Origin of the sequence: Streptococcus sp. 1004_SSPC (genome assembly GCF_001069025.1) — a bacterium.
Taxonomy (GTDB): Bacteria; Bacillota; Bacilli; order Lactobacillales; family Streptococcaceae; genus Streptococcus; species Streptococcus vestibularis.
Genome location: NZ_JWGQ01000129.1, coordinates 1 through 23,670, shown reverse-complemented (window position 1 = coordinate 23,670; position 23,670 = coordinate 1). Strand labels below are relative to the sequence as shown.

Here is a 23,670-nt window from a genome sequence, read left to right as displayed (position 1 = left end):
CATAAAAAACGCTCATAAAAAACTTTTTGAAATACATTAAAGTAAAGGAAATATTTTCTCATGACAAAAGGAATCTTAGGGAAAAAAGTGGGAATGACTCAAATCTTCACTGAAGCAGGTGAATTTATCCCTGTTACTGTCATCGAAGCTACTCCAAACGTTGTGCTTCAAGTTAAAACTGTTGAAACAGACGGTTACGAAGCAGTTCAAGTTGGTTTTGACGACAAACGTGAAGTATTGAGCAACAAACCTGCCAAAGGCCACGTAGCGAAAGCTAACACAGCTCCTAAGCGCTTCATTCGTGAATTCAAAAACATTGAAGGCTTGGAAGTTGGATCAGAAATCACTGTTGACACATTCGAAGCTGGAGATGTTGTTGACGTAACTGGTACTTCAAAAGGTAAAGGTTTCCAAGGTGTTATTAAACGCCATGGTCAATCACGCGGACCTATGGCTCACGGTTCTCGTTACCACCGTCGTCCAGGTTCAATGGGACCTGTTGCGCCTAACCGTGTTTTCAAAAACAAACACTTGGCAGGACGTATGGGTGGCAACCGTGTGACAATTCAAAACCTTGAAGTTGTACAAGTTATCCCAGAGAAAAACGTTATCCTTATCAAAGGTAACGTACCAGGTGCTAAGAAATCTCTTATCACTATCAAATCAGCAGTTAAAGCTGCTAAATAATAAGAAAGGAGAAATCAGTTAAAAATGGCAAACGTAAAACTATTTGACCAAACTGGTAAAGAAGTTAGTACAGTTGAACTTAACGACGCTATCTTCGGTATCGAACCAAACGAATCAGTAGTATTTGATGTCGTAATCAGCCAACGTGCTAGCCTTCGCCAAGGTACTCACGCGGTTAAAAACCGTTCAGCAGTATCAGGTGGTGGACGTAAACCATGGCGTCAAAAAGGGACTGGACGTGCTCGTCAAGGTTCTATCCGCTCACCACAATGGCGTGGTGGTGGTGTTGTCTTCGGACCAACTCCACGTTCTTACGGATACAAACTTCCACAAAAAGTTCGTCGCCTTGCATTGAAATCTGTTTACTCAGCTAAAGTTGCAGAAGATAAATTTGTAGCAGTTGAAGCTCTTTCATTTGCAGCTCCAAAAACTGCTGAATTCGCAAACGTTCTTTCAGCTCTTAGCATCGATTCTAAAGTACTTGTTATCGTTGAAGAAGGAAACAAATTTGCTGAACTTTCAGCACGTAACCTTGCAAACGTAACTGTTGCAACTCCTGCAACTGCAAGTGTACTTGACATCGTAAACGCAGATAAACTTCTTGTTACTAAAGAAGCTATCTCATCAATCGAGGAGGTTCTTGCATAATGAATTTGTATGACGTAATCAAAAAACCTGTTATCACTGAGAAATCTATGATTGCTCTTGAAGCAGGAAAATACACTTTCGAAGTTGATACACGTGCACACAAACTCTTGATCAAACAAGCAGTTGAAGCTGCATTTGAAGGTGTTAAAGTTGCTAGCGTGAACACTGTAACTGTTAAACCAAAACAAAAACGTGTTGGACGTTACACTGGTTTCACTTCAAAAACTAAAAAAGCTATCATCACTCTTACAGCTGATTCTAAAGCAATCGAGTTGTTTGCAGCTGAAGCTGAATAATCAAAGGAGAAATTAACGTGGGTATTAAAGTTTATAAACCAACGACAAATGGCCGTCGTAACATGACTTCTTTGGATTTCGCAGAAATCACTACAAGCACTCCTGAAAAATCATTGCTTGTTTCTCTTAAGAACAAAGCTGGTCGTAACAACAACGGTCGTATCACTGTACGTCACCAAGGTGGCGGACACAAACGTCACTACCGTTTGATTGACTTCAAACGTAACAAAGATGGCGTTGAAGCAGTTGTTAAAACAATTGAGTATGATCCAAACCGTACTGCAAACATCGCTCTTGTACACTACACTGACGGGGTTAAAGCTTACATCGTCGCACCTAAAGGTCTTGAAGTAGGTCAACGTATCGTTTCGGGTCCAGATGCGGATATCAAGATTGGTAACGCTCTTCCACTTGCAAACATCCCAGTTGGTACAGTTATCCACAACATTGAGCTTCAACCAGGTAAAGGTGCTGAACTTATCCGTGCCGCTGGTGCTTCTGCTCAAGTTTTGGGTCAAGAAGGTAAATACGTACTTGTTCGTCTTCAATCAGGCGAAGTTCGTATGATTCTTGGTACTTGTCGTGCAACTATCGGTACTGTAGGTAACGAACAACAATCACTTATCAACCTTGGTAAAGCCGGTCGTAATCGCTGGAAAGGTATTCGCCCAACAGTTCGTGGTTCTGTAATGAACCCTAACGATCACCCACACGGTGGTGGTGAAGGTAAAGCACCAGTTGGACGTAAAGCGCCATCTACTCCATGGGGTAAACCTGCGCTTGGTCTTAAAACTCGTAACAAGAAAGCTAAATCTGACAAACTTATCGTTCGTCGTCGTAACGAAAAATAATTTAGTCGCTTAGCGCATAACATCCGCCAACTCGGTAGCACTTCTTAGTGCAAGCCGCTGTGGTACATTCAATTTAAAGGAGAAAACTACAAAATGGGACGTAGTCTTAAAAAAGGACCTTTCGTCGATGAGCATTTGATGAAAAAAGTTGAAGCTCAAGCAAATGACGAAAAGAAAAAAGTAATTAAAACTTGGTCACGTCGTTCAACGATTTTCCCAAGTTTCATCGGATACACTATCGCAGTTTATGATGGACGTAAACATGTTCCTGTTTACATCCAAGAAGACATGGTAGGTCACAAACTTGGTGAATTTGCACCAACTCGTACTTACAAAGGTCACGCAGCTGACGATAAGAAAACACGTCGTTAATAGGAGGAGGACACAATGGCAGAAATTACTTCAGCTAAAGCAATGGCTCGTACAGTGCGTGTTTCACCTCGTAAAACACGTCTTGTTCTTGATCTTATCCGTGGTAAGAACGTTGCTGATGCAATCGCAATCTTGAAATTCACTCCAAACAAAGCAGCTCGCATTGTTGAGAAAACACTTAACTCTGCTATCGCTAATGCAGAAAACAACTTTGGTTTGGAAAAAGCTAACTTGGTAGTATCTGAAACATTCGCAAACGAAGGACCAACAATGAAACGTTTCCGTCCACGTGCGAAAGGTTCAGCTTCACCAATCAACAAACGCACAACTCACGTAACAGTAGTTGTGTCAGAAAAATAAGGAGGTAAACTCGTGGGTCAAAAAGTACATCCAATTGGTATGCGTGTCGGGATCATCCGTGACTGGGATGCGAAATGGTATGCTGAAAAAGAATACGCAGATTACCTTCACGAAGATTTGGCAATCCGCAAATTCATTCAAAAAGAACTTGCAGACGCTTCAGTTTCAACTATTGAAATTGAACGTGCTGTAAACAAAGTTATTGTTTCACTTCACACTGCTAAACCAGGTATGGTTATCGGTAAAGGTGGATCAAACGTTGACGCTCTTCGCGCTCAACTTAATAAATTGACTGGAAAACAAGTTCACATCAACATCGTTGAAATCAAAAAACCTGATTTGGACGCTCACCTTGTTGGTGAAACTATTGCTCGTCAACTTGAGCAACGTGTTGCTTTCCGTCGTGCACAAAAACAAGCTATCCAACGTGCAATGCGTGCTGGAGCTAAAGGGATCAAGACTCAAGTATCAGGTCGCTTGAACGGTGCAGATATCGCCCGTGCAGAAGGATACTCAGAAGGTACAGTTCCACTTCACACACTTCGCGCTGATATCGATTACGCTTGGGAAGAAGCTGACACAACTTACGGTAAACTTGGTGTTAAAGTTTGGATCTACCGTGGAGAAGTTCTTCCAGCTCGTAAAAACACTAAAGGAGGCAAATAACAAATGTTAGTACCTAAACGTGTTAAACACCGTCGTGAATTCCGTGGAAAAATGCGCGGTGAGGCTAAAGGCGGTAAAGAAGTATCATTCGGTGAATACGGTCTTCAAGCTACAACTAGCCACTGGATTACAAACCGTCAAATCGAGGCTGCTCGTATTGCCATGACTCGTTACATGAAACGTGGTGGTAAGGTTTGGATTAAGATCTTCCCACACAAATCATACACTGCTAAAGCTATCGGTGTACGTATGGGTTCTGGTAAAGGGGCACCTGAAGGTTGGGTAGCACCAGTTAAACGTGGTAAAGTAATGTTCGAAATCGCAGGTGTTTCTGAAGAAGTTGCACGTGAAGCGCTTCGTCTTGCTAGCCACAAATTGCCAGTTAAATGTAAATTCGTGAAACGTGAAGCAGAATAAGGAGAAGACATGAAACTTGAAGAAATCAAAAAGTTTGTTGCTGAGCTTCGTGGCTTGTCTCAAGAAGAGCTTGCTAAAAAAGAAAACGAACTTAAGAAAGAACTTTTCGACCTTCGTTTCCAAGCTGCAGCAGGTCAACTTGATCAAACTGCCCGTTTGAACGAAGTGAAAAAACAAATTGCACGTGTTAAAACTGTGCAATCTGAAATCAAATAATAGATTGGGAAAGGAGCAATTCTAATAATGGAACGTAATCAACGTAAAACCCTTGTTGGACGCGTAGTATCTGACAAGATGGATAAAACAATCACAGTTGTAGTTGAAACTAAACGTAACCACCCAGTCTATGGTAAACGTATCAACTATTCTAAAAAATACAAAGCACATGATGAAAACAACGTTGCTAAAGAAGGCGATATCGTTCGTATCATGGAAACTCGCCCACTTTCAGCTACAAAACGCTTCCGTCTTGTAGAAGTTGTGGAAGAAGCTGTTATTATCTAATAAAACTAAAAGGAGACAATTGAAATGATTCAACAAGAAAGTCGCTTAAAAGTTGCTGATAATAGCGGTGCTCGTGAAATCTTGACTATCAAAGTTCTTGGTGGTTCAGGACGTAAATTCGCTAACATCGGCGACGTTATCGTTGCAACTGTTAAACAAGCTACACCAGGTGGAGCTGTTAAAAAAGGTGATGTTGTTAAAGCTGTTATCGTTCGTACAAAAACTGGTGCTCGCCGTCCAGACGGTTCATACATCAAGTTTGATGACAATGCTGCAGTAATCATCCGCGATGACAAAACTCCTCGTGGAACTCGTATCTTTGGCCCTGTTGCACGTGAATTGCGTGAAGGTGGATACATGCGTATCGTATCTTTGGCGCCAGAAGTACTTTAATCTGAATTAACACAAACTTAGTCCCCTGATATATTCAGGGTGCCCATTGAGGCGTAAGAAATAATAGGAGAAATACTCAAATGTTTGTAAAAAAAGGCGATAAAGTTCGCGTTATTGCTGGTAAAGACAAAGGAACTGAAGCAGTAGTTCTTAAAGCTCTTCCAAAAGTAAACAAAGTTGTTGTTGAAGGTGTTGCAATCATCAAAAAACACCAAAAACCATCAGCTGAAAACCCTCAAGGTGCTATCGTGGAAAAAGAAGCACCAATCCACGCTTCAAACGTTCAAGTTCTTGACAAGAACGGTGTAGCTGGACGTGTAGGTTACAAAGTTGTTGACGGCACAAAAGTTCGTTACAACAAAAAATCAGGCGAAGTGCTTGACTAATCACGAAGGAAAGGAGAAAGTATTAAATGGCTAACCGTCTTAAAGAAAAATACACTAACGAAGTAATTCCAGCTTTGACTGAAAAATTCAATTATTCTTCAGTTATGGCTGTGCCAAAAGTTGATAAAATCGTTATCAATATGGGTGTTGGTGAAGCTGTAAACAACGCTAAAACTCTTGAAAAAGCTGCTGCTGAGTTGGCACTTATTTCAGGTCAAAAACCATTGATTACTAAAGCTAAGAAATCAATCGCTGGCTTCCGTCTTCGTGAAGGTGTAGCGATCGGTGCTAAAGTTACCCTTCGTGGTGAACGCATGTACGAATTCTTGGATAAATTGGTATCAGTATCACTTCCACGTGTTCGTGACTTCCATGGTGTTCCAACTAAATCATTTGATGGACGTGGTAACTACACACTTGGTGTTAAAGAACAACTTATCTTCCCAGAAATCAACTTCGACGATGTTGATAAAGTACGTGGTATGGATATCGTTATCGTAACTACTGCTAACACTGACGAAGAAGGTCGTGAATTGCTTAAAGGCCTTGGAATGCCTTTTGCAAAATAATCTAGGAGGTAAATAAATTGGCTAAAAAATCAATGATTGCTAAGAACAAACGCCCTGCGAAGTTCTCTACGCAAGCTTACACTCGTTGCGAACGTTGTGGACGTCCACACTCAGTTTATCGCAAATTTAAACTTTGCCGTGTTTGCTTCCGTGAATTGGCTTACAAAGGTCAAATTCCAGGTGTTACCAAAGCTTCTTGGTAAAAACATGGTACATTTAAGTTAGTTCCACCTAATTTGAATGTATTTAACACAATCTGAGCCTAGCTCAATCATTAACTAGCAAGTGAATTATTCAAACTACTAGTAAGAGGAGAAAATATAAAATGGTTATGACTGACCCAATTGCAGATTTCTTGACACGTATTCGTAACGCTAACCAAGCTAAACACGAAGTGCTTGAAGTACCTGCATCAAACATTAAAAAAGGTATCGCTGAAATTCTTAAACGTGAAGGTTTCGTAAAAAATGTTGAAGTTATCGAAGATGACAAACAAGGTATCATCCGCGTATTCTTGAAATACGGACAAAACGGTGAACGTGTTATCACTAACTTGAAACGTATTTCTAAACCAGGTCTTCGTGTTTACTCTAAACGTGAAGATGTTCCTAAAGTTCTTAACGGCCTTGGAATCGCGATCATCTCTACTTCAGAAGGTCTTTTGACTGATAAAGAAGCTCGTCAAAAGAACGTTGGTGGAGAAGTTATCGCTTACGTTTGGTAAGAAGCTGGTACTAAGTACTTATCTCAAATGATTTGTGCGAGTTTCATTGATTATATTCGCTGAAACTCATCCCCGTGAAAACTAGTCACTTTGTGGCTTGATAATCTAACAGGAGAATTAAATACTATGTCACGTATTGGTAATAAAGTTATTACTTTGCCTGCTGGTGTTGAAGTAACAAACAACGATAATGTTGTTACTGTTAAAGGACCTAAAGGCGAACTCACTCGTGAGTTTAACAAAAACATTGAAATCAAAGTTGAAGGCAATGAAGTTACACTTCACCGTCCAAACGACTCAAAAGAAAACAAAACAATCCACGGTACTTCACGTGCAAACTTGAACAACATGGTTGTTGGTGTTTCAGAAGGTTTCAAAAAAGAACTTGAAATGCGCGGTGTCGGATATCGTGCGCAACTCCAAGGAACAAAACTTGTTCTTTCAGTTGGTAAATCTCACCAAGACGAAGTTGAAGCTCCAGAAGGTATTACTTTTGAAGTACCATCTGCAACTTCAATTGTTGTTAGCGGTATCAACAAAGAAGTTGTTGGTCAAACAGCAGCTTACATCCGTAGCCTTCGTTCACCAGAACCTTACAAAGGTAAAGGTATCCGTTACGTTGGTGAATACGTACGTCGTAAAGAAGGTAAAACTGGTAAATAATAGGATTTCATCCTTGTGGCTATTCTTTTTGGATTGCCTACTTACCAAAAGCTCTCATGAGCAAGCATTATAATTAAGAGGTGAAAATTGTGATTTCGAAACCAGATAAAAATAAACTCCGCCAAAAACGCCACCGTCGCGTTCGCGGAAAACTCTCTGGAACTGCTGATCGCCCACGTTTGAACATTTTCCGTTCTAATACAGGCATCTACGCTCAAGTTATTGATGACGTAGCGGGTGTAACGCTCGCAAGTGCATCAACTCTTGATAAAGAAGTTTCTAAAGGAACTAAAACAGAACAAGCCGTTGTTGTCGGTAAACTTGTTGCTGAACGCGCAGTAGCTAAAGGTATTTCTGAAGTGGTGTTTGACCGCGGTGGATATCTCTATCACGGACGTGTTAAAGCTTTGGCTGACTCAGCTCGTGAAAACGGATTGAAATTCTAATAGGGAGGACACTTAATAATGGCATTTAAAGATAATGCAGTAGAACTTGAAGAACGCGTAGTTGCTATCAACCGTGTTACTAAAGTTGTAAAAGGTGGACGCAACATGCGTTTTGCTGCTCTTGTTGTTGTTGGTGACCGTAATGGTCGCGTAGGATTTGGTACTGGTAAATCTCAAGAGGTTCCAGAAGCTATCCGTAAAGCAGTTGAAGCAGCTAAGAAAAACCTTATCGAAGTTCCTATGGTTGGTACAACTATTCCTCACGAAGTTCGTTCAGAATTTGGTGGAGCGAAAGTATTGTTGAAACCAGCTGTTGAAGGGGCTGGGGTTGCCGCTGGTGGTGCAGTTCGTGCCGTCATCGAATTGGCTGGTGTTGCTGATGTAACATCTAAATCACTCGGTTCAAACACTCCAATCAACATCGTTCGTGCGACTGTTGAAGGATTGAAACAACTTAAACGTGCTGAAGAAGTTGCGGCTCTTCGTGGCATCTCAGTATCTGACTTGGCATAAGAAAGGAGATAACAATGGCTCAAATTAAAATTACTTTGACTAAGTCTCCAATCGGACGCAAACCAGAACAACGTAAAACAGTTGTTGCTCTTGGACTTGGTAAATTGAATAGCTCAGTTGTTAAAGAAGACAACGCTGCTATCCGTGGTATGGTCAACGCAGTATCTCACTTGGTAACTGTAGAAGACGTTAAATAAAAATTGATTTAAGTCGTGAGGGTTCCCTTGCGACTTAAACTGAATTTCATGTATAGGCGAGTTTCTAATTAAGCTACCTTACTTGGTTAGAGGCGCTAGCATTTTACAAAAAGAGGAGAAAATAATAATGAAACTTCATGAATTGAAACCTGCTGAAGGTTCTCGTAAAGTCCGTAACCGTGTAGGTCGTGGTACTTCATCTGGTAACGGTAAAACTTCAGGCCGTGGTCAAAAAGGTCAAAAAGCTCGTAGCGGTGGTGGTGTACGTCCAGGATTTGAAGGTGGACAAACTCCATTGTTCCGTCGTCTTCCAAAACGTGGATTCACTAACATCAACGCTAAAGAATACGCACTTGTAAACCTTGATCAATTGAACGTCTTTGAAGATGGTACAGAAGTAACTCCAGCAGTTCTTAAAGAAGCTGGAATCGTTCGTGCTGAAAAATCAGGCGTTAAAGTTCTTGGTAACGGCGAATTGACTAAGAAATTGACTGTTAAAGCAGCTAAATTCTCAAAATCTGCTGAAGCAGCTATCACTGCTAAAGGTGGTTCAATCGAAGTCATCTAATGAGGGGTAACTCATTATGTTCTTTAAACTATTAAAAGACGCATTGAAGGTCAAAAACGTTCGTAATAAGATTTTATTTACAATCTTCATTATTTTCGTTTTTCGTGTAGGGACTCATGTAACAGTTCCTGGTATCAATGCGGAAAGTTTGAAACAATTAAGTGATTTACCTTTCTTGAACATGCTTAACTTGGTGTCTGGTAATGCCATGAATAACTTCTCTATCTTCTCGATGGGGGTTAGTCCTTACATTACAGCATCAATCATTGTCCAACTTTTGCAGATGGATATCTATCCAAAATTTGTGGAGTGGGGCAAACAAGGGGAAGTTGGTCGTCGTAAATTGAACCAAGCGACTCGCTACATCACTCTTGTTTTAGCCTTTGTTCAATCGATTGGTATTACAGCAAGTTTTAATACTCTCTCATCAATTTCATTGGTTAAAACACCAAATGTTTCAACCTACCTATTGATTGGGACAATCCTAACTGCTGGTAGCATAATTGTGACATGGCTGGGTGAACAAATCACAGATAAAGGTTTTGGTAATGGTGTGTCAATGATTATTTTTTCAGGGATCATTGCTTCTATTCCAAAAATGTTCTCAACAATTTACGAGGATTTCTTTGTCAACGTTCGTTCAGGAGAATTGACTCGTTCATATATCATAGTAGTTTTGCTAATTGTGGTAGGTTTGGCGATTGTCTTCTTTACGACATTTGTTCAACAGGCAGAATATCAAATTCCAATTCAATATACTAAATTGGTTCAAGGGGCTCCAACGAGTTCTTACCTTCCATTGAAAGTTAATCCGGCTGGTGTTATTCCCGTTATCTTTGCTAGCTCGATTACAACAATTCCTAGTACTATTCTTCCATTCTTCTCTAAGGTTACATGGTTATCAAACTTACAAGGACTACTCTCGTATAATACACCTAGTGGAATGCTTACTTACGCGATATTGATTATCTTGTTTTCATTCTTCTACACATTTGTCCAAGTAAATCCTGAAAAAACTGCTGAAAATCTTCAAAAGAATGGGTCTTACATTCCTAGCGTTCGTCCAGGTCGTGAGACTGAAAAGTACATGTCTTCATTGCTTAAGAGATTGGCAACAATCGGAGCTGTATTTCTCGCGTTTATTTCATTGGCTCCTATTGCGGCTCAACAGTTTATGCACCTTACAAGCTCAATCGCGCTTGGTGGTACATCTCTCTTGATCTTGATTTCAACTGGTATCGAAGGTATGAAGCAACTTGAAGGTTACCTATTGAAACGTCAGTACGTTGGATTTATGAATCTTGAAGACTAAGTCTTCTCATGAACAATTGAGAGGGAAAGAAAGGTTACTTTCTGTCCCTTCTCTTTTGTTTTTTGATAACTCTACCAATGTTTTAAAACCTTGATAGAGTTATTTGAAAACAAAAATAAGGAGTTCGTAAGATGAATCTTTTAATTATGGGTCTACCAGGTGCTGGTAAAGGGACTCAAGCTGCAAAAATTGTTGAAGAATTTGGTGTAGCTCACATCTCAACTGGTGATATGTTCCGTGCTGCTATGGCTAACCAAACAGAAATGGGAACTTTGGCCAAATCATTCATCGATAAAGGTGAATTAGTACCAGATGAAGTAACAAACGGAATCGTTAAAGAGCGTTTGGCTCAAGACGACATTAAGGAAAAAGGATTCCTTTTGGATGGTTTTCCTCGCACAATCGAACAAGCTCATTCCTTGGATCAAATCTTGGTTGATCTTGGTTTGGAGCTTGATGGAGTAATCAATATCGAAGTGGATCCATCTTGCCTTCTTGAACGCTTGAGTGGTCGTATTATTCACCGCGAAACAGGTGAAACTTACCATAAAGTATTCAACCCACCAGCTGACTACAAGGAAGAAGACTATTACCAACGTGAAGATGATAAACCTGAAACTGTTAAACGTCGTCTTGACGTAAACATTGCTCAAGGTGAGCCAATTATTGCACATTATCGTGAGCTTGGTCTTGTATCAGATATTCAAGGTAACCAAGATATCGATGATGTATTTGCTGATGTTAAAAAAGCTATTGCAGCAATTAAATAATTATATAATCTTACTTGCGTATCAGACTTAAGCATGTTATAATACTTTAGTCTGGCTTATAATTGTTACCTCTGTGCTTAGAGGAAATCAAATCGAAATTTTAGGGGGTACTTTTGCGTGGCAAAAGAAGACGTGATTGAAATTGAAGGTAAAGTTGTCGAAACTATGCCTAATGCTATGTTTACTGTTGAATTGGAAAATGGACACCAAATTTTGGCGACAGTTTCTGGTAAAATCCGTAAAAACTACATTCGTATTTTGGTCGGTGACCGTGTGACTGTTGAAATGAGTCCTTATGATTTGACACGTGGACGCATCACATACCGCTTTAAATAATCGAAATAATTGGAGGGATTAAAACATGAAGGTAAGACCATCGGTTAAACCAATTTGCGAATACTGTAAAGTTATTCGTCGTAACGGTCGTGTTATGGTAATTTGTCCAACAAATCCAAAACACAAACAACGTCAAGGATAATATAGAAAGGAGAAATCATGGCTCGTATTGCTGGAGTTGACATTCCAAACGATAAACGTGTAGTAATTTCACTTACTTACGTATACGGTATCGGACTTGCAACATCTAAGAAAATCTTGGCTGCTGCAGGCGTTTCTGAAGACATCCGCGTTAAAGATTTGACAAATGATCAAGAAGACGCTATCCGTCGCGAAGTGGATGCAATCAAAGTTGAAGGTGACCTTCGTCGTGAAGTTAACCTTAACATCAAACGTTTGATGGAAATCGGTTCATACCGTGGTATCCGTCACCGTCGTGGACTTCCTGTCCGTGGTCAAAACACTAAAAACAATGCTCGCACTCGTAAAGGTAAAGCTGTTGCGATTGCAGGTAAGAAAAAATAATTAAAATAAAATAGGAGGTAAAAACATTGGCTAAACCAACACGTAAACGTCGTGTGAAAAAGAATATCGAATCTGGTATTGCTCACATTCACGCTACTTTCAATAACACTATTGTTATGATTACAGATGTGCATGGTAATGCTGTAGCTTGGTCATCAGCTGGTGCTCTTGGTTTCAAAGGTTCTCGTAAATCTACACCATTTGCTGCTCAAATGGCTTCTGAAGCTGCTGCTAAATCTGCACAAGAACACGGTCTTAAGACAGTTGAAGTAACTGTTAAGGGTCCTGGTTCAGGTCGTGAGTCTGCTATCCGTGCTCTTGCTGCTGCTGGTCTAGAAGTAACAGCAATCCGTGATGTAACTCCTGTACCACATAATGGTGCTCGTCCTCCAAAACGTCGTCGTGTGTAATTTTTAATAGCAATAGTACACAAGATTCGTTTCGAGGGAGTATAATAAATGATTGAGTTTGAAAAACCAATAATAACAAAAATTGATGAAAATAAAGATTACGGCAAATTTGTCATCGAACCACTAGAACGTGGTTATGGTACAACTTTGGGTAACTCTCTTCGTCGTGTACTTTTGTCATCACTTCCAGGTGCTGCCGTAACATCAATTAAGATTGATGGAGTACTCCACGAATTTGATACCGTACCAGGCGTACGTGAAGACGTGATGCAAATTATTCTTAATATTAAAGGACTTGCTGTAAAATCTTACGTCGAAGACGAAAAAACAATCGAACTTGATGTCCAAGGTCCAGCTGAAGTTACTGCTGGAGATATCTTGACTGATAGTGACATTGAAATTGTTAACCCTGATCATTATCTTTTCACTATCTCTGAAGGAGCTTCTTTAAAAGCGACTATGACAGTAGCTACAAACCGTGGTTATGTTCCAGCAGATGAAAACAAGAAAGATGATGCACCAGTGGGAACATTGGCTGTAGATTCAATCTACACACCAGTGAAAAAAGTCAATTATCAAGTTGAACCTGCTCGTGTAGGTAGCAACGATGGTTTTGATAAATTGACAATCGAAATCATGACAAACGGAACAATCATCCCTGAAGATGCCCTCGGTCTCTCGGCTCGCGTTTTGATTGAACACTTGAACTTGTTTACTGACCTTACTGATGTTGCTAAAGCTACTGATGTAATGAAAGAAACTGAAAAAGTGAACGATGAAAAGGTGCTTGACCGTACCATCGAAGAACTTGATTTGTCTGTACGCTCATATAACTGTTTGAAACGTGCTGGTATTAATACCGTTCATGATTTGACAGAAAAAACTGAGCCTGAAATGATGAAAGTCCGTAACCTAGGTCGTAAATCTCTTGAAGAAGTCAAAGTTAAGTTGGCTGATCTTGGACTTGGACTCAAAAACGATAAATAATAATATAGGAGGATAACATGGCTTACCGTAAACTTGGACGCACAAGCTCACAACGTAAAGCGGTTCTTCGTGATTTGACAACAGATCTTATCATTAACGAAGCAATCGTTACAACTGAAGCACGTGCTAAAGAAATCCGTAAAACAGTTGAAAAAATGATCACTCTTGGTAAACGTGGTGATTTGCACGCACGTCGTCAAGCAGCTGCATTTGTACGTAACGAAATTGCATCTGAAAACTATGATGAAGCAACTGATAAATATACATCAACAACTGCTCTTCAAAAACTTTTCTCAGAAATCGCACCTCGTTATGCTGAACGTAACGGTGGATACACTCGTATCCTTAAAACAGAACCACGTCGTGGCGATGCTGCCCCAATGGCAATCATCGAACTTGTTTAATTTTTATCAATTTTGTTGAGTGTTATGATGATGGAATAGCTTAGCTTTTCTTAGTCTAGCTCTGGTCTACCGCTAGGCATACGCCTAGCGGGAACACTCATCATAAAAATGGGAATAAATAAGCATGTAACGCTTGTTTACGAAAGGTAATACTGTTATTTTTCGTAAGCAGGCGTTTTTTTGGGCTATAAATCGTCTGAATATTTTGATATAATGGAATAAGCTTATTTTAAAAAGGGGGACATTATTTTGACAACAGCCAAGGAACTGCTTAAGCAAAGGTATTATGAGCCAATTAAGGAGCAACCCGAATTATTTGTGGGGATTGAGTTGGAATACCCAGTTGTTAATTTGAGTGGTAATGCTACAGATGTCTCTCTTACAAAACGGTTACTAGCCTATCTCTTGGATAATTTTGATTTTCAAGCTGATAAGTATGATTCGGATAACAATCCTATTCAGCTTATTGATAAAGATTCTGGAGATATGATTCTTTTTGAAGTCTCCTACAATACGATTGAGTTTGCTTTTGCAAAGGCTGAAAGAATCTCTGAGGTTGAGGAACGTTTGGATACTTACCTCGGTATAATTCAACCTTATCTTCAGAATGATAATCATGAGTTGCAAGGTTGGGGAGTGAATCCAAACTGGGCAAAAAATGACAACAGACCTGTTAAATCTCCTCGTTATGAGATGCTTATGGATTTTCTCGGGCTATCTAAAGCTAAGAACAATCCTTTCTTTCATGATTATCCAGAATATGGTTCTTTCATCTGTGGGAGTCAGGTACAGTTAGATGTTTCAAAAACGTCCTATTTAAGAGTTTTAAATGCTTTTAATCAAATAGAGGGACCCAAGGCAGTATTATTGGCAAACTCTGATTTTTGGGGTTCTGATTGGGATTTAGCGCTTTCTCGTGATGTTTTCTGGGAGAATTCCATGCATGGTGTGTTTAAGGAAAATGCAGGGGTATTTCCTAAGGTGTTTAAGAGCGAAGATGACTATTTTTCTTACTTGTCTGAGACAGCCATTTTTACTGCTAAGCGTGGTGACGAAACCTACTATTTTGAACCAATACGTGCTAAAGACTATCTAAGTACGCCATCTGTCAAAGCACGCTCTATTCATGGCGAAGTAGTCACTATTGAGCCAAGTGAGGAAGATTTTAAGACTCACCGTTCTTATCAATTTCAAGATTTAACGACTAGGGGAACTGTTGAGTTTCGAAGTGTTTGTACTCAGCCTTTCTCAGCAACTTTTGCGCCAGCAGCCTTTCACCTTGGTCTTTTAGTTAACTTAGAGACACTAGAAAGTATTTTAAAAGACACATCTTTATTTGAAGTTTTTGACTATGATTATCTTAGAATTCGTTGCTTGTTTTCGAAAAAGGAAATCTCAAAGGATGATTTCAAATTGATTTTGCCTTTGACAGAGGCTCTACTAACTTGTGCAGAGGATGGGCTCAAAAATCGTGGCTTTGGAGAAGAAGTTTACTTAGCTCCTCTTCAAGAACGATTAGCTGCTTTGAAAAATCGTTTAGACTAATTCCAGATAGTATATAATGTTTCAGAAAAACAAAAAAGTCAAAAAGCTTATTGACAATAGCATACAATAAATGGTATTATATAATAGTTGTTTCGAAAGAGACAAAAGATAGTTTTAAGAAAAAACTTTCAAAAAAGTATTGACACTAATTGTCAAACTTGATATAATGATTAATGTAGTTAGCGGAAATGGCGGAATTGGCAGACGCGCAGGACTAAGGATCCTGTGACCGCTTTAGGTCGTGAGGGTTCAAGTCCCTCTTTCCGCAGAGCAACCAGTCAAGAGACTGGTTTTTTTGTATTAAAAAATCAAAACGCTTACAAATTGTAGAAAAACTAGTTTTTTGAATCTAATTGTGATAGAATAAACAAGTAAACGGGTTCAAGCCCAAAAAAATATAGGAGGCCTTTATAATGGCAATCGTTTCAGCAGAAAAATTTGTCCAAGCAGCTCGTGACAATGGTTACGCAGTTGGTGGATTTAACACAAACAACCTTGAGTGGACTCAAGCTATCTTGCGTGCAGCAGAAGCTAAACAAGCTCCAGTGCTTATCCAAACTTCTATGGGTGCAGCTAAGTACATGGGTGGTTACAAATTGTGTAAACTTCTTATCGAAGAATTGGTTGAATCAATGGGTATCACTGTACCAGTTGCTATTCACCTTGACCACGGTCACTACAATGATGCTTTGGAATGTATCCGTGTAGGTTACACTTCAGTTATGTTTGACGGTTCACACCTTCCAGTTGAAGAAAACCTTGAAAAAGCAGCTAAAGTTGTTGAATTTGCACACGCTAACGGTGTATCAGTTGAAGCTGAAGTTGGTACAATCGGTGGTGAAGAAGATGGTATCATCGGTGACGGTGAATTGGCACCAATCGAAGATGCTAAAGCTATGGTTGCAACTGGTATCGACTTCCTTGCAGCAGGTATCGGTAACATCCACGGTCCTTACCCAGAAAACTGGAATGGTCTTCACCTTGACCACTTGCAAAAATTGACAGAAGCTGTTCCTAACTTCCCAATCGTATTGCACGGTGGATCAGGTATTCCTGACGATCAAATCCAAGCAGCTATCAAACTTGGTGTTGCTAAAGTTAACGTTAACACTGAATGTCAAATCGCATTTGCTAAAGCAACACGTAAATTTGTTGCTGAATACGAAGCAAATGAAGCAGAATACGACAAGAAGAAACTCTTCGACCCACGTAAATTCTTGAAACCAGGTTTCGAAGCTATTACAGAAGCTGTTGAAGAACGTATCGACGTATTCGGTTCAGCAAACAAAGCATAATTAGCTTATTAAAACAAGGTCTTTTCTGGATCTTGTTTTTTTGTACTAAAATAAATAGTTGGTATCTGCCAATTAATCTGTGATTGAGAGTGAATAAATTTTAAAGAATGGATATGGCTTTGGTTGATAGATTCTATTTCCTAACTTTTTAAGATATGCTATAATATGAATATGTTTGATAATTATATTGTACCTGTATTTTTTGGTGGTGGAGCTCTTGCTCTACTAGGTTTAGTGTTATTTGGTTGGGCCTTGCCTTCATTTTTGAAGGGTAAGTGGTCTTATTTGATTTCTTTGCTAGGTTTAGGTTTGGTTGCTTTTGCCTATTTTGATTCGGCGATTGTTATCACTTATAAAATCTGGCTTGGATTGATAGGTGTTATCATGGTTGGTTGGGGACTTCCTTTCAACAATCGCAAGGGACGCCGTGCAATGATTATTTTTTGGGCTATCATGGCAATCGTTGTGGGTATTGCTGCTATTGCATTCACTATTGCTTATGGTGTTATTAACCGCCGCTAACATGAAACTGTAAAACATGCTATAATAATGGCATGTTTTATTTTATGACCCTATCATTTATTATCATGCCTGCCTTGGGTTGCTTCTTAATAGGTTTGGCTTTTGCTAAATCAAATCGTTGGGACTTTTCCTGGAGTCTATCCTTAATAGGTTTGGCGGCCTTTATTTCTTCTTTTTGGCATATAGCACGTGTAGATTTATGGTTTATGCTAAGTTATAGTGTTGGTCCTTTTTTGATGGGATTTGGTTTCTCCTGGGACCTAAGTAAGAAACGCCGTAGGCAGTTATTATTATTAGGGGCATTTTTCCTTGTCTTTTTTGTGATTCTGTACTATCTTATTGTGCGAATCCTGAATACAGCTGTTGTCTAAAGGAGGACTGTTGTGATGTTGCTAGATTTAGAAGAGAAGACACGTGTGCTTGTAGAAGATATTGTTGAACGTTCAGCTATTGGGAGAGGAGCTATCTTTGTCTTGGGACTGTCTTCCAGTGAGGTTGCTGGTGGGACTATCGGCAAAGCCTCTAGCCGCGAAATCGGTCAACGAATTGTGAAAACTATTCTTGAGGTTTTGGAACCTAAAGGGATTTACTTGGCTGTTCAGGGCTGTGAACATTTGAATCGTGCTTTGGTTGTCGAGCGTGAGCTTGCCATGGCTAAAGATTTGGAAATTGTGAATGTTCTTCCGACCTTGCACGCTGGTGGAAGTGGTCAGCTGGCTGCTTTCGACTACATGAAGGATCCTGTTGAGGTGGAGGAAATTGTCGCTCAGGCTGGTATTGATATTGGGGACACCTCTATTGGTATGCATGTGAAGAGGGTCCAAGTTCCTCTTCGTCCTATTACTCCAGAATTAGGTGGTGCTCATGTGACTGCTTTGGCTAGTCGTCCTAAGTTAATTGGTGGAGCTCGTGCAGAGTATCTAGCAGATCCTATCCGTAAAAACTAAAAAGTATCGGACATTCTTGTCCGATACTTTTTCTATTAGCAGAGCCCTTTCTTTCAATGATGACGCTTGGCATAATCGACAAATTTGAATTTTTCAAGTTTGTGGCGACTTTCCGTAAATTGGAACTGTTTTCCATTGTTTAAATAAACTTTTGAACGGACACAGACAACGTGCTGGTCCTTACCTAGGTCAATGAGAATCTTATCCTGATCGATAGCATTATCGATAGTGATTTCTTTAAAGGCGTGGGAAATGCTAAGGTTGAGCTGATTCTCAATGTAGTCGTAAATAGAGTATTCAGCAATACTACGGTTTAGTTGCGGAACAAGGCTGGCATCTAGGTAATCAATATCTATAACAGAGGCACAGCTATCAACGACTCTTTGACGAACAACACGCCAAACCTGTCGGCTATTAGAAAAACCAGTTCTTTCTGAGAGTTTGGAATCAACGATGATTTTATCCAGAGAAATAACGTTGGTTTGCGAATTAAGGCTTTGTTGTTCGATTAGTTCCTGGTAACTAGTGAGGTCAGACACAGGAAAGTTGATTTGTTCTTGGTTAATAACCTGGGAGCCAGAGCCATGAATTTTTTTGACCAAGCCTTCTTCGCGCCTTTCGTTATCACTGGTCTTCACCATATGACTAATGCTATTGATCTTGAATTGGTGCGTACGGCAGGTGGTACTGGTTTATGGCCAATGATTGCCTTCTCTAATATTGCGCAGGGTTCAGCAGTATTTGCTTACTACTTTATTAAACGTCATGATGAACGTGAAGCACAGATTTCACTTCCAGCAACTATTTCAGCTTATCTTGGAGCACTATTTGGTGTTAACGTTAAGTATGTCTATCCATTAGTAGCAGGGATGTCTGCTTCTGCCTTATCAGGATTGCTTTCAACAGTCTTTGGTGTTCAAGCAAACTCTATCGGTATTGGTGGTCTTCCAGCTATTCTCTCTATTAAACCTCAATATTGGGCAATTTTTGCGATTATCATGGTTGTTGATATTGTAGTTGCTATGGTATTGACATTCCTCTTCCACAAAACTGGATTTTTAACGAAAACAGAGGAAGATGGCACGTACAAGAAGCTTCAGAAGGTTTGGTACAACCAACGGCTCTTGCTGAATCAGCAGAGGTTGTTAGCCCACTTGCTGGCCAAGTTAAACCACTTAGCCAAGCCACAGACCCAGTCTTTTCATCAGGTGTAATGGGACAAGGTGTTGTCATCGAACCAAGTCAAGGCGAATTGGTTTCACCAGTGAATGGTACAGTGACAGTACTCTTCCCAACTAAGCACGCAGTAGGTATCGTTTCTGAAGAAGGTGTTGAAATGTTAATGCACATTGGTATGGATACGGTTAGCCTTGACGGAAAAGGCTTTGAATCACATATTAAACAAGGTGATAAAGTTGTTGTTGGTCAACAATTGATTAGCTTTGATATGGATATTATCAAAGAAGCTGGTTTGGTCACTGAGACTCCAGTTATCATTACAAATCAAGATGATTTCCAAGCAGATGTTGAAGGGAATCTTCCACGTGATATCAAACGTGGTGATGTTCTCATGATTGCTCATCGAACAAAATAAGCTAAGGGGTGGAGACGTCACGGTTCCACCTCTTCATATAAAGAACAAAAGAGGAAAAATTACATGGCATTAGATAAAACAAAGGTTGTATACCAAATTTATCCAAAATCATATAAGAACACTACAGGAAATGGAATCGGTGATTTCAGAGGAATCATTGAAAAGATTCCCTACCTAGCAGAGTTAGGCGTGGATATGGTGTGGCTCAATCCTTTCTATCCAAGTCCACAACGTGACAATGGCTACGATATTTCAGACTACACAGCCGTCAACCCTGTCTTTGGGGATATGGCTGATTTTGAAGAAATGGTTCGTGTCGCTAAAGAGCACAAGATTGACTTCATGCTAGACATGGTGCTTAACCATTGCTCAACGGAGCATGAGTGGTTCCAAAAAGCATTGGCTGGTGACAAGTATTACCAAGATTTCTTCTTCATTCAGGATCAACCAACTGATTGGTTGTCTAAATTTGGTGGTTCTGCCTGGGCTCCTTTTGGAGATACAGGAAAATACTATCTTCATCTCTTTGATGAAACACAGGCAGACCTCAATTGGCGGAATCCCAATGTCCGCAAGGAGTTGTTCAAGGTAGTCAACTTCTGGCTAGACAAAGGTGTCAAGGGTTTTCGTTTTGATGTGATTAACTTGATTGGTAAGGATGAGGTTTTAGTAGATTGTCCGAAAAATGAAGGGAAACCTGCCTATACGGATAAACCAATCGTGCATGATTATCTTCACATGATGAATGAAGCGACCTTTGGTTCTGACGATAGTTTTATGACAGTTGGGGAGATGTCTTCAACAACTATTGACAACTGTGTTCTCTATTCAGCACCGGAGCGTCACGAGTTGTCTATGGCCTTTAACTTCCACCATTTAAAAGTGGACTATGAAGATGGACAAAAATGGACTATTGCTCCCTTTGATTTTGAAGAACTTAAGCGTCTCTACCACACCTGGGGCAAGGAAATGAGCGATCGTGGTGGATGGAGTGCCCTCTTCTGGAATAACCACGACCAACCTCGTGCCTTGAATCGTTTTGTGGATATCAAGAACTTCCGTAATGAAGGAGCAACCATGCTAGCCGCTAGCATTCACTTGTCACGTGGAACACCTTATATCTACATGGGTGAAGAGATTGGAATGATTGACCCAGACTATGATTCGATGGCAGATTACGTGGATGTGGAATCCATCAATGCTTACCAAATGCTCTTGGACCAAGGTAAATCTCCTAAGCAAGCCTTCAAGATTATCCAAGCTAAGTCACGTGATAATTCTCGTACGCCAATGCAATGGGATGCTTCTGAGAATGCAGGTTTTTCAACAGGTACTCCATGGTTGAAAGCTGGTAAATCTTACAAAGACATTAACGTTGAAAATGAGATTAATGGACCAATCTTTAAATTCTATAAAGAATTGATTCGCTTGCGTAAAGAAATGGCTATCATTTCAGAAGGAAGCTATCAGCCAGCATTTGAAGATAGCAAGAAGGTCTACGCCTTTGAACGTCACTTAGACGGTCAAAAACTCTTGGTACTCAATCATTTCTATGAAAGTGAAGCTGAAGTGGCGATTCCAGCAGAATACCAGTCAGGGCGCGTACTCTTGTCCAACTATGACGATGCGGAGCTTGCTGAAAAGGTAGTTCTTAAACCATATCAAACCTTGGCAATCCTAGTTAAATAAGCCAATTTCTCCTCGGCAAATGCTTTTGCTGGGGAATTTTGTTATAATGAAAGCACTTTTAATGTTGATGGAGGAAGTGTAATGACACGCTTACAAGATGATTTTTACCATGCGATTAATGGTGAGTGGGAAAAGACAGCTGTGATTCCGGATGACAAACCACGTACAGGTGGTTTCTCAGATTTAGCAGATGAAATAGAAGACCTCATGCTTGAAACAACTGATCAGTGGTTGGCAGGAGAAAATGTTCCTGACAATGCTGTTCTACAAAACTTCATTAAGTTTCACCGTATGGCTGCGGACTTTGACAAACGTGAGGCAGTTGGTATCGAGCCTGTTAAGCCTTTGATTGAAGAATACAAGCAACTCTCGTCATTTTCAGAGTTTGCTTCGAAAATTGCTGAGTACGAGATGGCTGTTAAGCCTAATGCGTTCCCGTTTGGTGTGTCTCCAGACTTTATGAATGCCCAACTAAATGTTCTTTGGGCTGAAGCGCCACGTATTATTTTACCTGATACAACCTATTACACTGAGGATAATGAAAAGGGCAAGGAGCTTTTGGGAATTTGGCGTGAGATGCAGGAAGAACTCCTTGAGAAATATGGCTTCACAGCTGAAGAAATCAAAGATATCTTGGACAAGGTTATCGCTCTTGATGCTAAGTTAGCCAAGTATGTCCTTTCGAGTGAAGAATCTTCCGAGTATGTAGAACTCTACCACCCATATGATTGGGCAGACTTTACTAAGCTGGCGCCAGAACTCCCACTTGATAACATTTTCACAAAAATCTTGGGTCAAGTCCCTGATAAAATTATCGTTCCTGAAGAACGCTTCTGGACAGAGTTTGCGGCAGAATATTACTCAGAAGCAAATTGGGAGTTGCTTAAGGCGGACTTACTTATCGATGCTGCTACATCTTGGAATGCCTATTTGACAGACGAGCTTCGTATCTTGGCTGGCAAATATAGTCGTGCGCTCTCAGGAACACCACAAGCCATGGAAAAGAAAAAGGCTGCCTTCTATTTGGCACAAGGGCCTTACAATCAGGCTCTAGGACTTTGGTATGCAGGTGAAAAATTCTCACCAGAAGCAAAAGCAGATGTCGAAGCCAAAGTAGCAACCATGATTGATGTTTATAAATTACGCCTTCAAAAAGCGGATTGGTTGGCACCTGAGACACGTGAAAAGGCTATTACGAAACTGAATGTCATTACACCTCATATCGGTTATCCAGAAAAACTACCTGAGACATATGATAAGAAGATTATTGATGAGAACTTGTCACTTGTTGAGAATGCACAGAAGTTAGTCGAAATTTCAGTTGCACATAGTTGGAGCAAGTGGAATCAACCTGTTGATCGAAGTGAGTGGCATATGCCTGCCCACATGGTTAATGCTTACTATGATCCGCAGCAGAACCAAATTGTTTTCCCAGCAGCTATCCTGCAAGCACCTTTCTATGATATTGCACAAAGCTCATCAGCCAACTATGGTGGTATTGGGGCTGTTATTGCTCACGAGATTTCCCATGCCTTTGATACTAATGGTGCTTCCTTCGACGAAAACGGTAGTCTTAAGAACTGGTGGACTGAAGAAGATTACGAAGCCTTTAAGGAACGTACTGACAAGATTGTGGACCAGTTTGACGGTTTGGACTCTTACGGTGCTAAGGTCAACGGCAAACTGACTGTTTCTGAGAACGTGGCAGACCTTGGTGGTGTGGCCTGTGCCTTAGAAGCAGCTAAACGTGATGAAGATTTTTCGGTTCGAGAATTCTTTGTTAACTTTGCGACGATTTGGCGTATGAAGGCGCGTGAAGAATACATGCAAATGTTGGCCAGCGTGGATGTCCATGCTCCCGCTAAATGGCGTACCAATATTATCGTGAGCAACTTCGACGAATTTCATAAGGAATTTGACGTCAACGAGGGCGACGGTATGTGGCGTGCCCCAGAAGATCGCGTGATTATTTGGTAATGATGATGAAATCTGTCCAAAATGGGCAGATTTCTTTATTATGTGACTTTAAGTCCGTTTCGCTCCAAAGGTGCGAAACAAATAAACCACCCGCTAT

35 protein-coding genes, 1 tRNA gene and 2 pseudogenes are annotated in these 23,670 nt (G+C 40.3%); 37 read left to right on the top strand and 1 reads right to left on the bottom strand.

The window, feature by feature from the left end:
• Positions 1-60: 60 nt before the first annotated feature.
• The 34 genes from rplC to ADF62_RS09530 all read left to right on the top strand — a co-directional run bounded on the left by rplC (position 61) and on the right by ADF62_RS09530 (position 18,313).
• A complete protein-coding gene (gene rplC, locus ADF62_RS09685) occupies positions 61-687 on the top strand; it encodes a 50S ribosomal protein L3 (RefSeq protein ID WP_002885755.1) in 627 nt (208 codons plus the stop codon).
• A 24-nt stretch (positions 688-711) separates the two neighbouring features.
• Positions 712-1,335 (top strand): 50S ribosomal protein L4, encoded by a 624-nt coding sequence (gene rplD, locus ADF62_RS09680; protein WP_002885795.1) that lies wholly within the window; start codon positions 712-714, stop codon positions 1,333-1,335.
• Positions 1,335-1,631, top strand: a complete 297-nt coding sequence (locus ADF62_RS09675) for a 50S ribosomal protein L23 (protein WP_002887066.1) — start codon at positions 1,335-1,337, stop codon at positions 1,629-1,631. The genes rplD and ADF62_RS09675 overlap by 1 nt, the downstream gene beginning before the upstream one ends.
• Before the next feature lie 17 nt (positions 1,632-1,648).
• Positions 1,649-2,482, top strand: coding sequence for a 50S ribosomal protein L2 (gene rplB / locus ADF62_RS09670; RefSeq protein WP_003091907.1), 834 nt, complete (start codon positions 1,649-1,651; stop codon positions 2,480-2,482).
• Between the two features lie 93 nt (positions 2,483-2,575).
• Positions 2,576-2,854 carry a 30S ribosomal protein S19 gene (gene rpsS / locus ADF62_RS09665; RefSeq protein ID WP_000533765.1) on the top strand — a complete coding sequence of 93 codons (279 nt, stop codon included), beginning with the start codon at positions 2,576-2,578 and terminating at the stop codon, positions 2,852-2,854.
• 15 nt (positions 2,855-2,869) lie between these two features.
• Positions 2,870-3,214: a 50S ribosomal protein L22 gene (gene rplV / locus ADF62_RS09660; RefSeq protein WP_002887063.1), complete on the top strand. Its 345-nt coding sequence runs from the start codon at positions 2,870-2,872 to the stop codon at positions 3,212-3,214.
• A 12-nt stretch (positions 3,215-3,226) separates the two neighbouring features.
• Entirely contained in the window at positions 3,227-3,880 is a 654-nt protein-coding gene (gene rpsC / locus ADF62_RS09655; RefSeq protein WP_002885727.1) for a 30S ribosomal protein S3, read from the top strand.
• 3 nt (positions 3,881-3,883) lie between these two features.
• A complete protein-coding gene (gene rplP, locus ADF62_RS09650) occupies positions 3,884-4,297 on the top strand; it encodes a 50S ribosomal protein L16 (RefSeq protein ID WP_000960950.1) in 414 nt (137 codons plus the stop codon).
• Positions 4,298-4,306: 9 nt separating this feature from the next.
• Complete coding sequence (gene rpmC, locus ADF62_RS09645) at positions 4,307-4,513, top strand: 50S ribosomal protein L29 (protein ID WP_002885754.1); 207 nt, start codon at positions 4,307-4,309, stop codon at positions 4,511-4,513.
• Between the two features lie 27 nt (positions 4,514-4,540).
• Positions 4,541-4,801 carry a 30S ribosomal protein S17 gene (gene rpsQ / locus ADF62_RS09640; RefSeq protein ID WP_002885836.1) on the top strand — a complete coding sequence of 87 codons (261 nt, stop codon included), beginning with the start codon at positions 4,541-4,543 and terminating at the stop codon, positions 4,799-4,801.
• Positions 4,802-4,825: 24 nt separating this feature from the next.
• Entirely contained in the window at positions 4,826-5,194 is a 369-nt protein-coding gene (gene rplN / locus ADF62_RS09635; protein WP_002885711.1) for a 50S ribosomal protein L14, read from the top strand.
• 80 nt (positions 5,195-5,274) lie between these two features.
• On the top strand, positions 5,275-5,580 hold the full coding sequence (rplX, locus tag ADF62_RS09630) for a 50S ribosomal protein L24 (RefSeq protein WP_003095832.1): 306 nt from the start codon (positions 5,275-5,277) through the stop codon (positions 5,578-5,580).
• A gap of 26 nt (positions 5,581-5,606) precedes the next feature.
• Complete coding sequence (rplE, locus tag ADF62_RS09625; RefSeq protein ID WP_002887058.1) at positions 5,607-6,149, top strand: 50S ribosomal protein L5; 543 nt, start codon at positions 5,607-5,609, stop codon at positions 6,147-6,149.
• A gap of 17 nt (positions 6,150-6,166) precedes the next feature.
• Complete coding sequence (locus ADF62_RS09620; protein ID WP_001085699.1) at positions 6,167-6,352, top strand: type Z 30S ribosomal protein S14; 186 nt, start codon at positions 6,167-6,169, stop codon at positions 6,350-6,352.
• Positions 6,353-6,474: 122 nt separating this feature from the next.
• Positions 6,475-6,873, top strand: a complete 399-nt coding sequence (gene rpsH, locus ADF62_RS09615) for a 30S ribosomal protein S8 (protein WP_002885642.1) — start codon at positions 6,475-6,477, stop codon at positions 6,871-6,873.
• A gap of 126 nt (positions 6,874-6,999) precedes the next feature.
• Positions 7,000-7,536, top strand: coding sequence for a 50S ribosomal protein L6 (rplF, locus tag ADF62_RS09610; protein WP_002887056.1), 537 nt, complete (start codon positions 7,000-7,002; stop codon positions 7,534-7,536).
• 89 nt (positions 7,537-7,625) lie between these two features.
• Entirely contained in the window at positions 7,626-7,982 is a 357-nt protein-coding gene (rplR, locus tag ADF62_RS09605) for a 50S ribosomal protein L18 (protein WP_002885810.1), read from the top strand.
• 18 nt (positions 7,983-8,000) lie between these two features.
• Complete coding sequence (gene rpsE / locus ADF62_RS09600; protein WP_002885626.1) at positions 8,001-8,495, top strand: 30S ribosomal protein S5; 495 nt, start codon at positions 8,001-8,003, stop codon at positions 8,493-8,495.
• A gap of 14 nt (positions 8,496-8,509) precedes the next feature.
• Positions 8,510-8,692 (top strand): 50S ribosomal protein L30, encoded by a 183-nt coding sequence (gene rpmD, locus ADF62_RS09595; RefSeq protein WP_002885773.1) that lies wholly within the window; start codon positions 8,510-8,512, stop codon positions 8,690-8,692.
• Between the two features lie 127 nt (positions 8,693-8,819).
• Positions 8,820-9,260, top strand: a complete 441-nt coding sequence (gene rplO, locus ADF62_RS09590; RefSeq protein WP_002885849.1) for a 50S ribosomal protein L15 — start codon at positions 8,820-8,822, stop codon at positions 9,258-9,260.
• Positions 9,261-9,276: 16 nt separating this feature from the next.
• Entirely contained in the window at positions 9,277-10,572 is a 1,296-nt protein-coding gene (gene secY, locus ADF62_RS09585; protein WP_003095834.1) for a preprotein translocase subunit SecY, read from the top strand.
• Positions 10,573-10,703: 131 nt separating this feature from the next.
• Entirely contained in the window at positions 10,704-11,342 is a 639-nt protein-coding gene (locus ADF62_RS09580; protein ID WP_003092019.1) for an adenylate kinase, read from the top strand.
• A 117-nt stretch (positions 11,343-11,459) separates the two neighbouring features.
• Entirely contained in the window at positions 11,460-11,678 is a 219-nt protein-coding gene (infA, locus tag ADF62_RS09575) for a translation initiation factor IF-1 (protein WP_001040189.1), read from the top strand.
• A 25-nt stretch (positions 11,679-11,703) separates the two neighbouring features.
• Entirely contained in the window at positions 11,704-11,820 is a 117-nt protein-coding gene (rpmJ, locus tag ADF62_RS10615; protein ID WP_000868345.1) for a 50S ribosomal protein L36, read from the top strand.
• A 17-nt stretch (positions 11,821-11,837) separates the two neighbouring features.
• The gene (gene rpsM, locus ADF62_RS09570; protein WP_002885820.1) at positions 11,838-12,203 is read left to right on the top strand and encodes a 30S ribosomal protein S13; all 366 of its coding nucleotides are present in this window, start codon (positions 11,838-11,840) and stop codon (positions 12,201-12,203) included.
• A gap of 26 nt (positions 12,204-12,229) precedes the next feature.
• Positions 12,230-12,613, top strand: a complete 384-nt coding sequence (gene rpsK, locus ADF62_RS09565; RefSeq protein ID WP_002887520.1) for a 30S ribosomal protein S11 — start codon at positions 12,230-12,232, stop codon at positions 12,611-12,613.
• A 48-nt stretch (positions 12,614-12,661) separates the two neighbouring features.
• Positions 12,662-13,600: a DNA-directed RNA polymerase subunit alpha gene (locus tag ADF62_RS09560; RefSeq protein ID WP_003091894.1), complete on the top strand. Its 939-nt coding sequence runs from the start codon at positions 12,662-12,664 to the stop codon at positions 13,598-13,600.
• A 17-nt stretch (positions 13,601-13,617) separates the two neighbouring features.
• Positions 13,618-14,004: a 50S ribosomal protein L17 gene (gene rplQ / locus ADF62_RS09555; protein ID WP_003091981.1), complete on the top strand. Its 387-nt coding sequence runs from the start codon at positions 13,618-13,620 to the stop codon at positions 14,002-14,004.
• 249 nt (positions 14,005-14,253) lie between these two features.
• On the top strand, positions 14,254-15,549 hold the full coding sequence (locus tag ADF62_RS09550) for a hypothetical protein (protein ID WP_003092099.1): 1,296 nt from the start codon (positions 14,254-14,256) through the stop codon (positions 15,547-15,549).
• Between the two features lie 182 nt (positions 15,550-15,731).
• A tRNA-Leu gene (locus tag ADF62_RS09545) sits at positions 15,732-15,817 on the top strand.
• 145 nt (positions 15,818-15,962) lie between these two features.
• Positions 15,963-16,844: a class II fructose-bisphosphate aldolase gene (locus ADF62_RS09540; protein WP_003092040.1), complete on the top strand. Its 882-nt coding sequence runs from the start codon at positions 15,963-15,965 to the stop codon at positions 16,842-16,844.
• Between the two features lie 165 nt (positions 16,845-17,009).
• Complete coding sequence (locus ADF62_RS09535) at positions 17,010-17,366, top strand: hypothetical protein (protein WP_003095837.1); 357 nt, start codon at positions 17,010-17,012, stop codon at positions 17,364-17,366.
• 32 nt (positions 17,367-17,398) lie between these two features.
• Positions 17,399-17,737 carry a hypothetical protein gene (locus tag ADF62_RS10610; protein WP_081448729.1) on the top strand — a complete coding sequence of 113 codons (339 nt, stop codon included), beginning with the start codon at positions 17,399-17,401 and terminating at the stop codon, positions 17,735-17,737.
• 15 nt (positions 17,738-17,752) lie between these two features.
• Positions 17,753-18,313 (top strand): TIGR01440 family protein, encoded by a 561-nt coding sequence (locus ADF62_RS09530; protein ID WP_003092046.1) that lies wholly within the window; start codon positions 17,753-17,755, stop codon positions 18,311-18,313.
• 53 nt (positions 18,314-18,366) lie between these two features.
• Here ADF62_RS09530 and treR read toward each other — a convergent pair.
• Positions 18,367-18,927: pseudogene (treR, locus tag ADF62_RS09525) on the bottom strand (trehalose operon repressor); the annotation flags it as partial.
• On the opposite strand from treR, the pseudogene ADF62_RS09520 reads away from it, so the two are divergent.
• The 3 genes and pseudogenes from ADF62_RS09520 to ADF62_RS09510 all read left to right on the top strand — a co-directional run.
• Positions 18,916-19,907: pseudogene (locus ADF62_RS09520) on the top strand (glucose PTS transporter subunit IIA); the annotation flags it as partial. The pseudogenes treR and ADF62_RS09520 overlap by 12 nt on opposite strands.
• Positions 19,908-19,970: 63 nt before the next feature.
• On the top strand, positions 19,971-21,596 hold the full coding sequence (treC, locus tag ADF62_RS09515) for an alpha,alpha-phosphotrehalase (protein ID WP_003095856.1): 1,626 nt from the start codon (positions 19,971-19,973) through the stop codon (positions 21,594-21,596).
• An 81-nt stretch (positions 21,597-21,677) separates the two neighbouring features.
• The gene (locus ADF62_RS09510) at positions 21,678-23,573 is read left to right on the top strand and encodes a M13 family metallopeptidase (protein ID WP_003095858.1); all 1,896 of its coding nucleotides are present in this window, start codon (positions 21,678-21,680) and stop codon (positions 23,571-23,573) included.
• Positions 23,574-23,670: the final 97 nt, after the last annotated feature.

Coding starts and splice junctions, on each gene's coding strand:
- rpsE (WP_002885626.1), top strand. CDS start 8,001: ATGGCATTTAAAGATAATGCAGTAGAACTTGAAGAACGCGTAGTTGCT.
- ADF62_RS10610 (WP_081448729.1), top strand. CDS start 17,399: ATGTTTTATTTTATGACCCTATCATTTATTATCATGCCTGCCTTGGGT.
- ADF62_RS09560 (WP_003091894.1), top strand. CDS start 12,662: ATGATTGAGTTTGAAAAACCAATAATAACAAAAATTGATGAAAATAAA.
- ADF62_RS09540 (WP_003092040.1), top strand. CDS start 15,963: ATGGCAATCGTTTCAGCAGAAAAATTTGTCCAAGCAGCTCGTGACAAT.
- treC (WP_003095856.1), top strand. CDS start 19,971: ATGGCATTAGATAAAACAAAGGTTGTATACCAAATTTATCCAAAATCA.
- rplE (WP_002887058.1), top strand. CDS start 5,607: ATGGCTAACCGTCTTAAAGAAAAATACACTAACGAAGTAATTCCAGCT.
- rplN (WP_002885711.1), top strand. CDS start 4,826: ATGATTCAACAAGAAAGTCGCTTAAAAGTTGCTGATAATAGCGGTGCT.
- rplD (WP_002885795.1), top strand. CDS start 712: ATGGCAAACGTAAAACTATTTGACCAAACTGGTAAAGAAGTTAGTACA.
- rplC (WP_002885755.1), top strand. CDS start 61: ATGACAAAAGGAATCTTAGGGAAAAAAGTGGGAATGACTCAAATCTTC.
- rpsM (WP_002885820.1), top strand. CDS start 11,838: ATGGCTCGTATTGCTGGAGTTGACATTCCAAACGATAAACGTGTAGTA.
- rplP (WP_000960950.1), top strand. CDS start 3,884: ATGTTAGTACCTAAACGTGTTAAACACCGTCGTGAATTCCGTGGAAAA.
- ADF62_RS09580 (WP_003092019.1), top strand. CDS start 10,704: ATGAATCTTTTAATTATGGGTCTACCAGGTGCTGGTAAAGGGACTCAA.
- ADF62_RS09530 (WP_003092046.1), top strand. CDS start 17,753: ATGTTGCTAGATTTAGAAGAGAAGACACGTGTGCTTGTAGAAGATATT.
- rpmC (WP_002885754.1), top strand. CDS start 4,307: ATGAAACTTGAAGAAATCAAAAAGTTTGTTGCTGAGCTTCGTGGCTTG.
- rplV (WP_002887063.1), top strand. CDS start 2,870: ATGGCAGAAATTACTTCAGCTAAAGCAATGGCTCGTACAGTGCGTGTT.
- rpsS (WP_000533765.1), top strand. CDS start 2,576: ATGGGACGTAGTCTTAAAAAAGGACCTTTCGTCGATGAGCATTTGATG.
- rpsH (WP_002885642.1), top strand. CDS start 6,475: ATGGTTATGACTGACCCAATTGCAGATTTCTTGACACGTATTCGTAAC.
- rpsQ (WP_002885836.1), top strand. CDS start 4,541: ATGGAACGTAATCAACGTAAAACCCTTGTTGGACGCGTAGTATCTGAC.
- ADF62_RS09675 (WP_002887066.1), top strand. CDS start 1,335: ATGAATTTGTATGACGTAATCAAAAAACCTGTTATCACTGAGAAATCT.
- rpmJ (WP_000868345.1), top strand. CDS start 11,704: ATGAAGGTAAGACCATCGGTTAAACCAATTTGCGAATACTGTAAAGTT.
- rplF (WP_002887056.1), top strand. CDS start 7,000: ATGTCACGTATTGGTAATAAAGTTATTACTTTGCCTGCTGGTGTTGAA.
- rpmD (WP_002885773.1), top strand. CDS start 8,510: ATGGCTCAAATTAAAATTACTTTGACTAAGTCTCCAATCGGACGCAAA.
- secY (WP_003095834.1), top strand. CDS start 9,277: ATGTTCTTTAAACTATTAAAAGACGCATTGAAGGTCAAAAACGTTCGT.
- ADF62_RS09510 (WP_003095858.1), top strand. CDS start 21,678: ATGACACGCTTACAAGATGATTTTTACCATGCGATTAATGGTGAGTGG.
- rplO (WP_002885849.1), top strand. CDS start 8,820: ATGAAACTTCATGAATTGAAACCTGCTGAAGGTTCTCGTAAAGTCCGT.
- rplX (WP_003095832.1), top strand. CDS start 5,275: ATGTTTGTAAAAAAAGGCGATAAAGTTCGCGTTATTGCTGGTAAAGAC.
- ADF62_RS09535 (WP_003095837.1), top strand. CDS start 17,010: ATGAATATGTTTGATAATTATATTGTACCTGTATTTTTTGGTGGTGGA.
- rplQ (WP_003091981.1), top strand. CDS start 13,618: ATGGCTTACCGTAAACTTGGACGCACAAGCTCACAACGTAAAGCGGTT.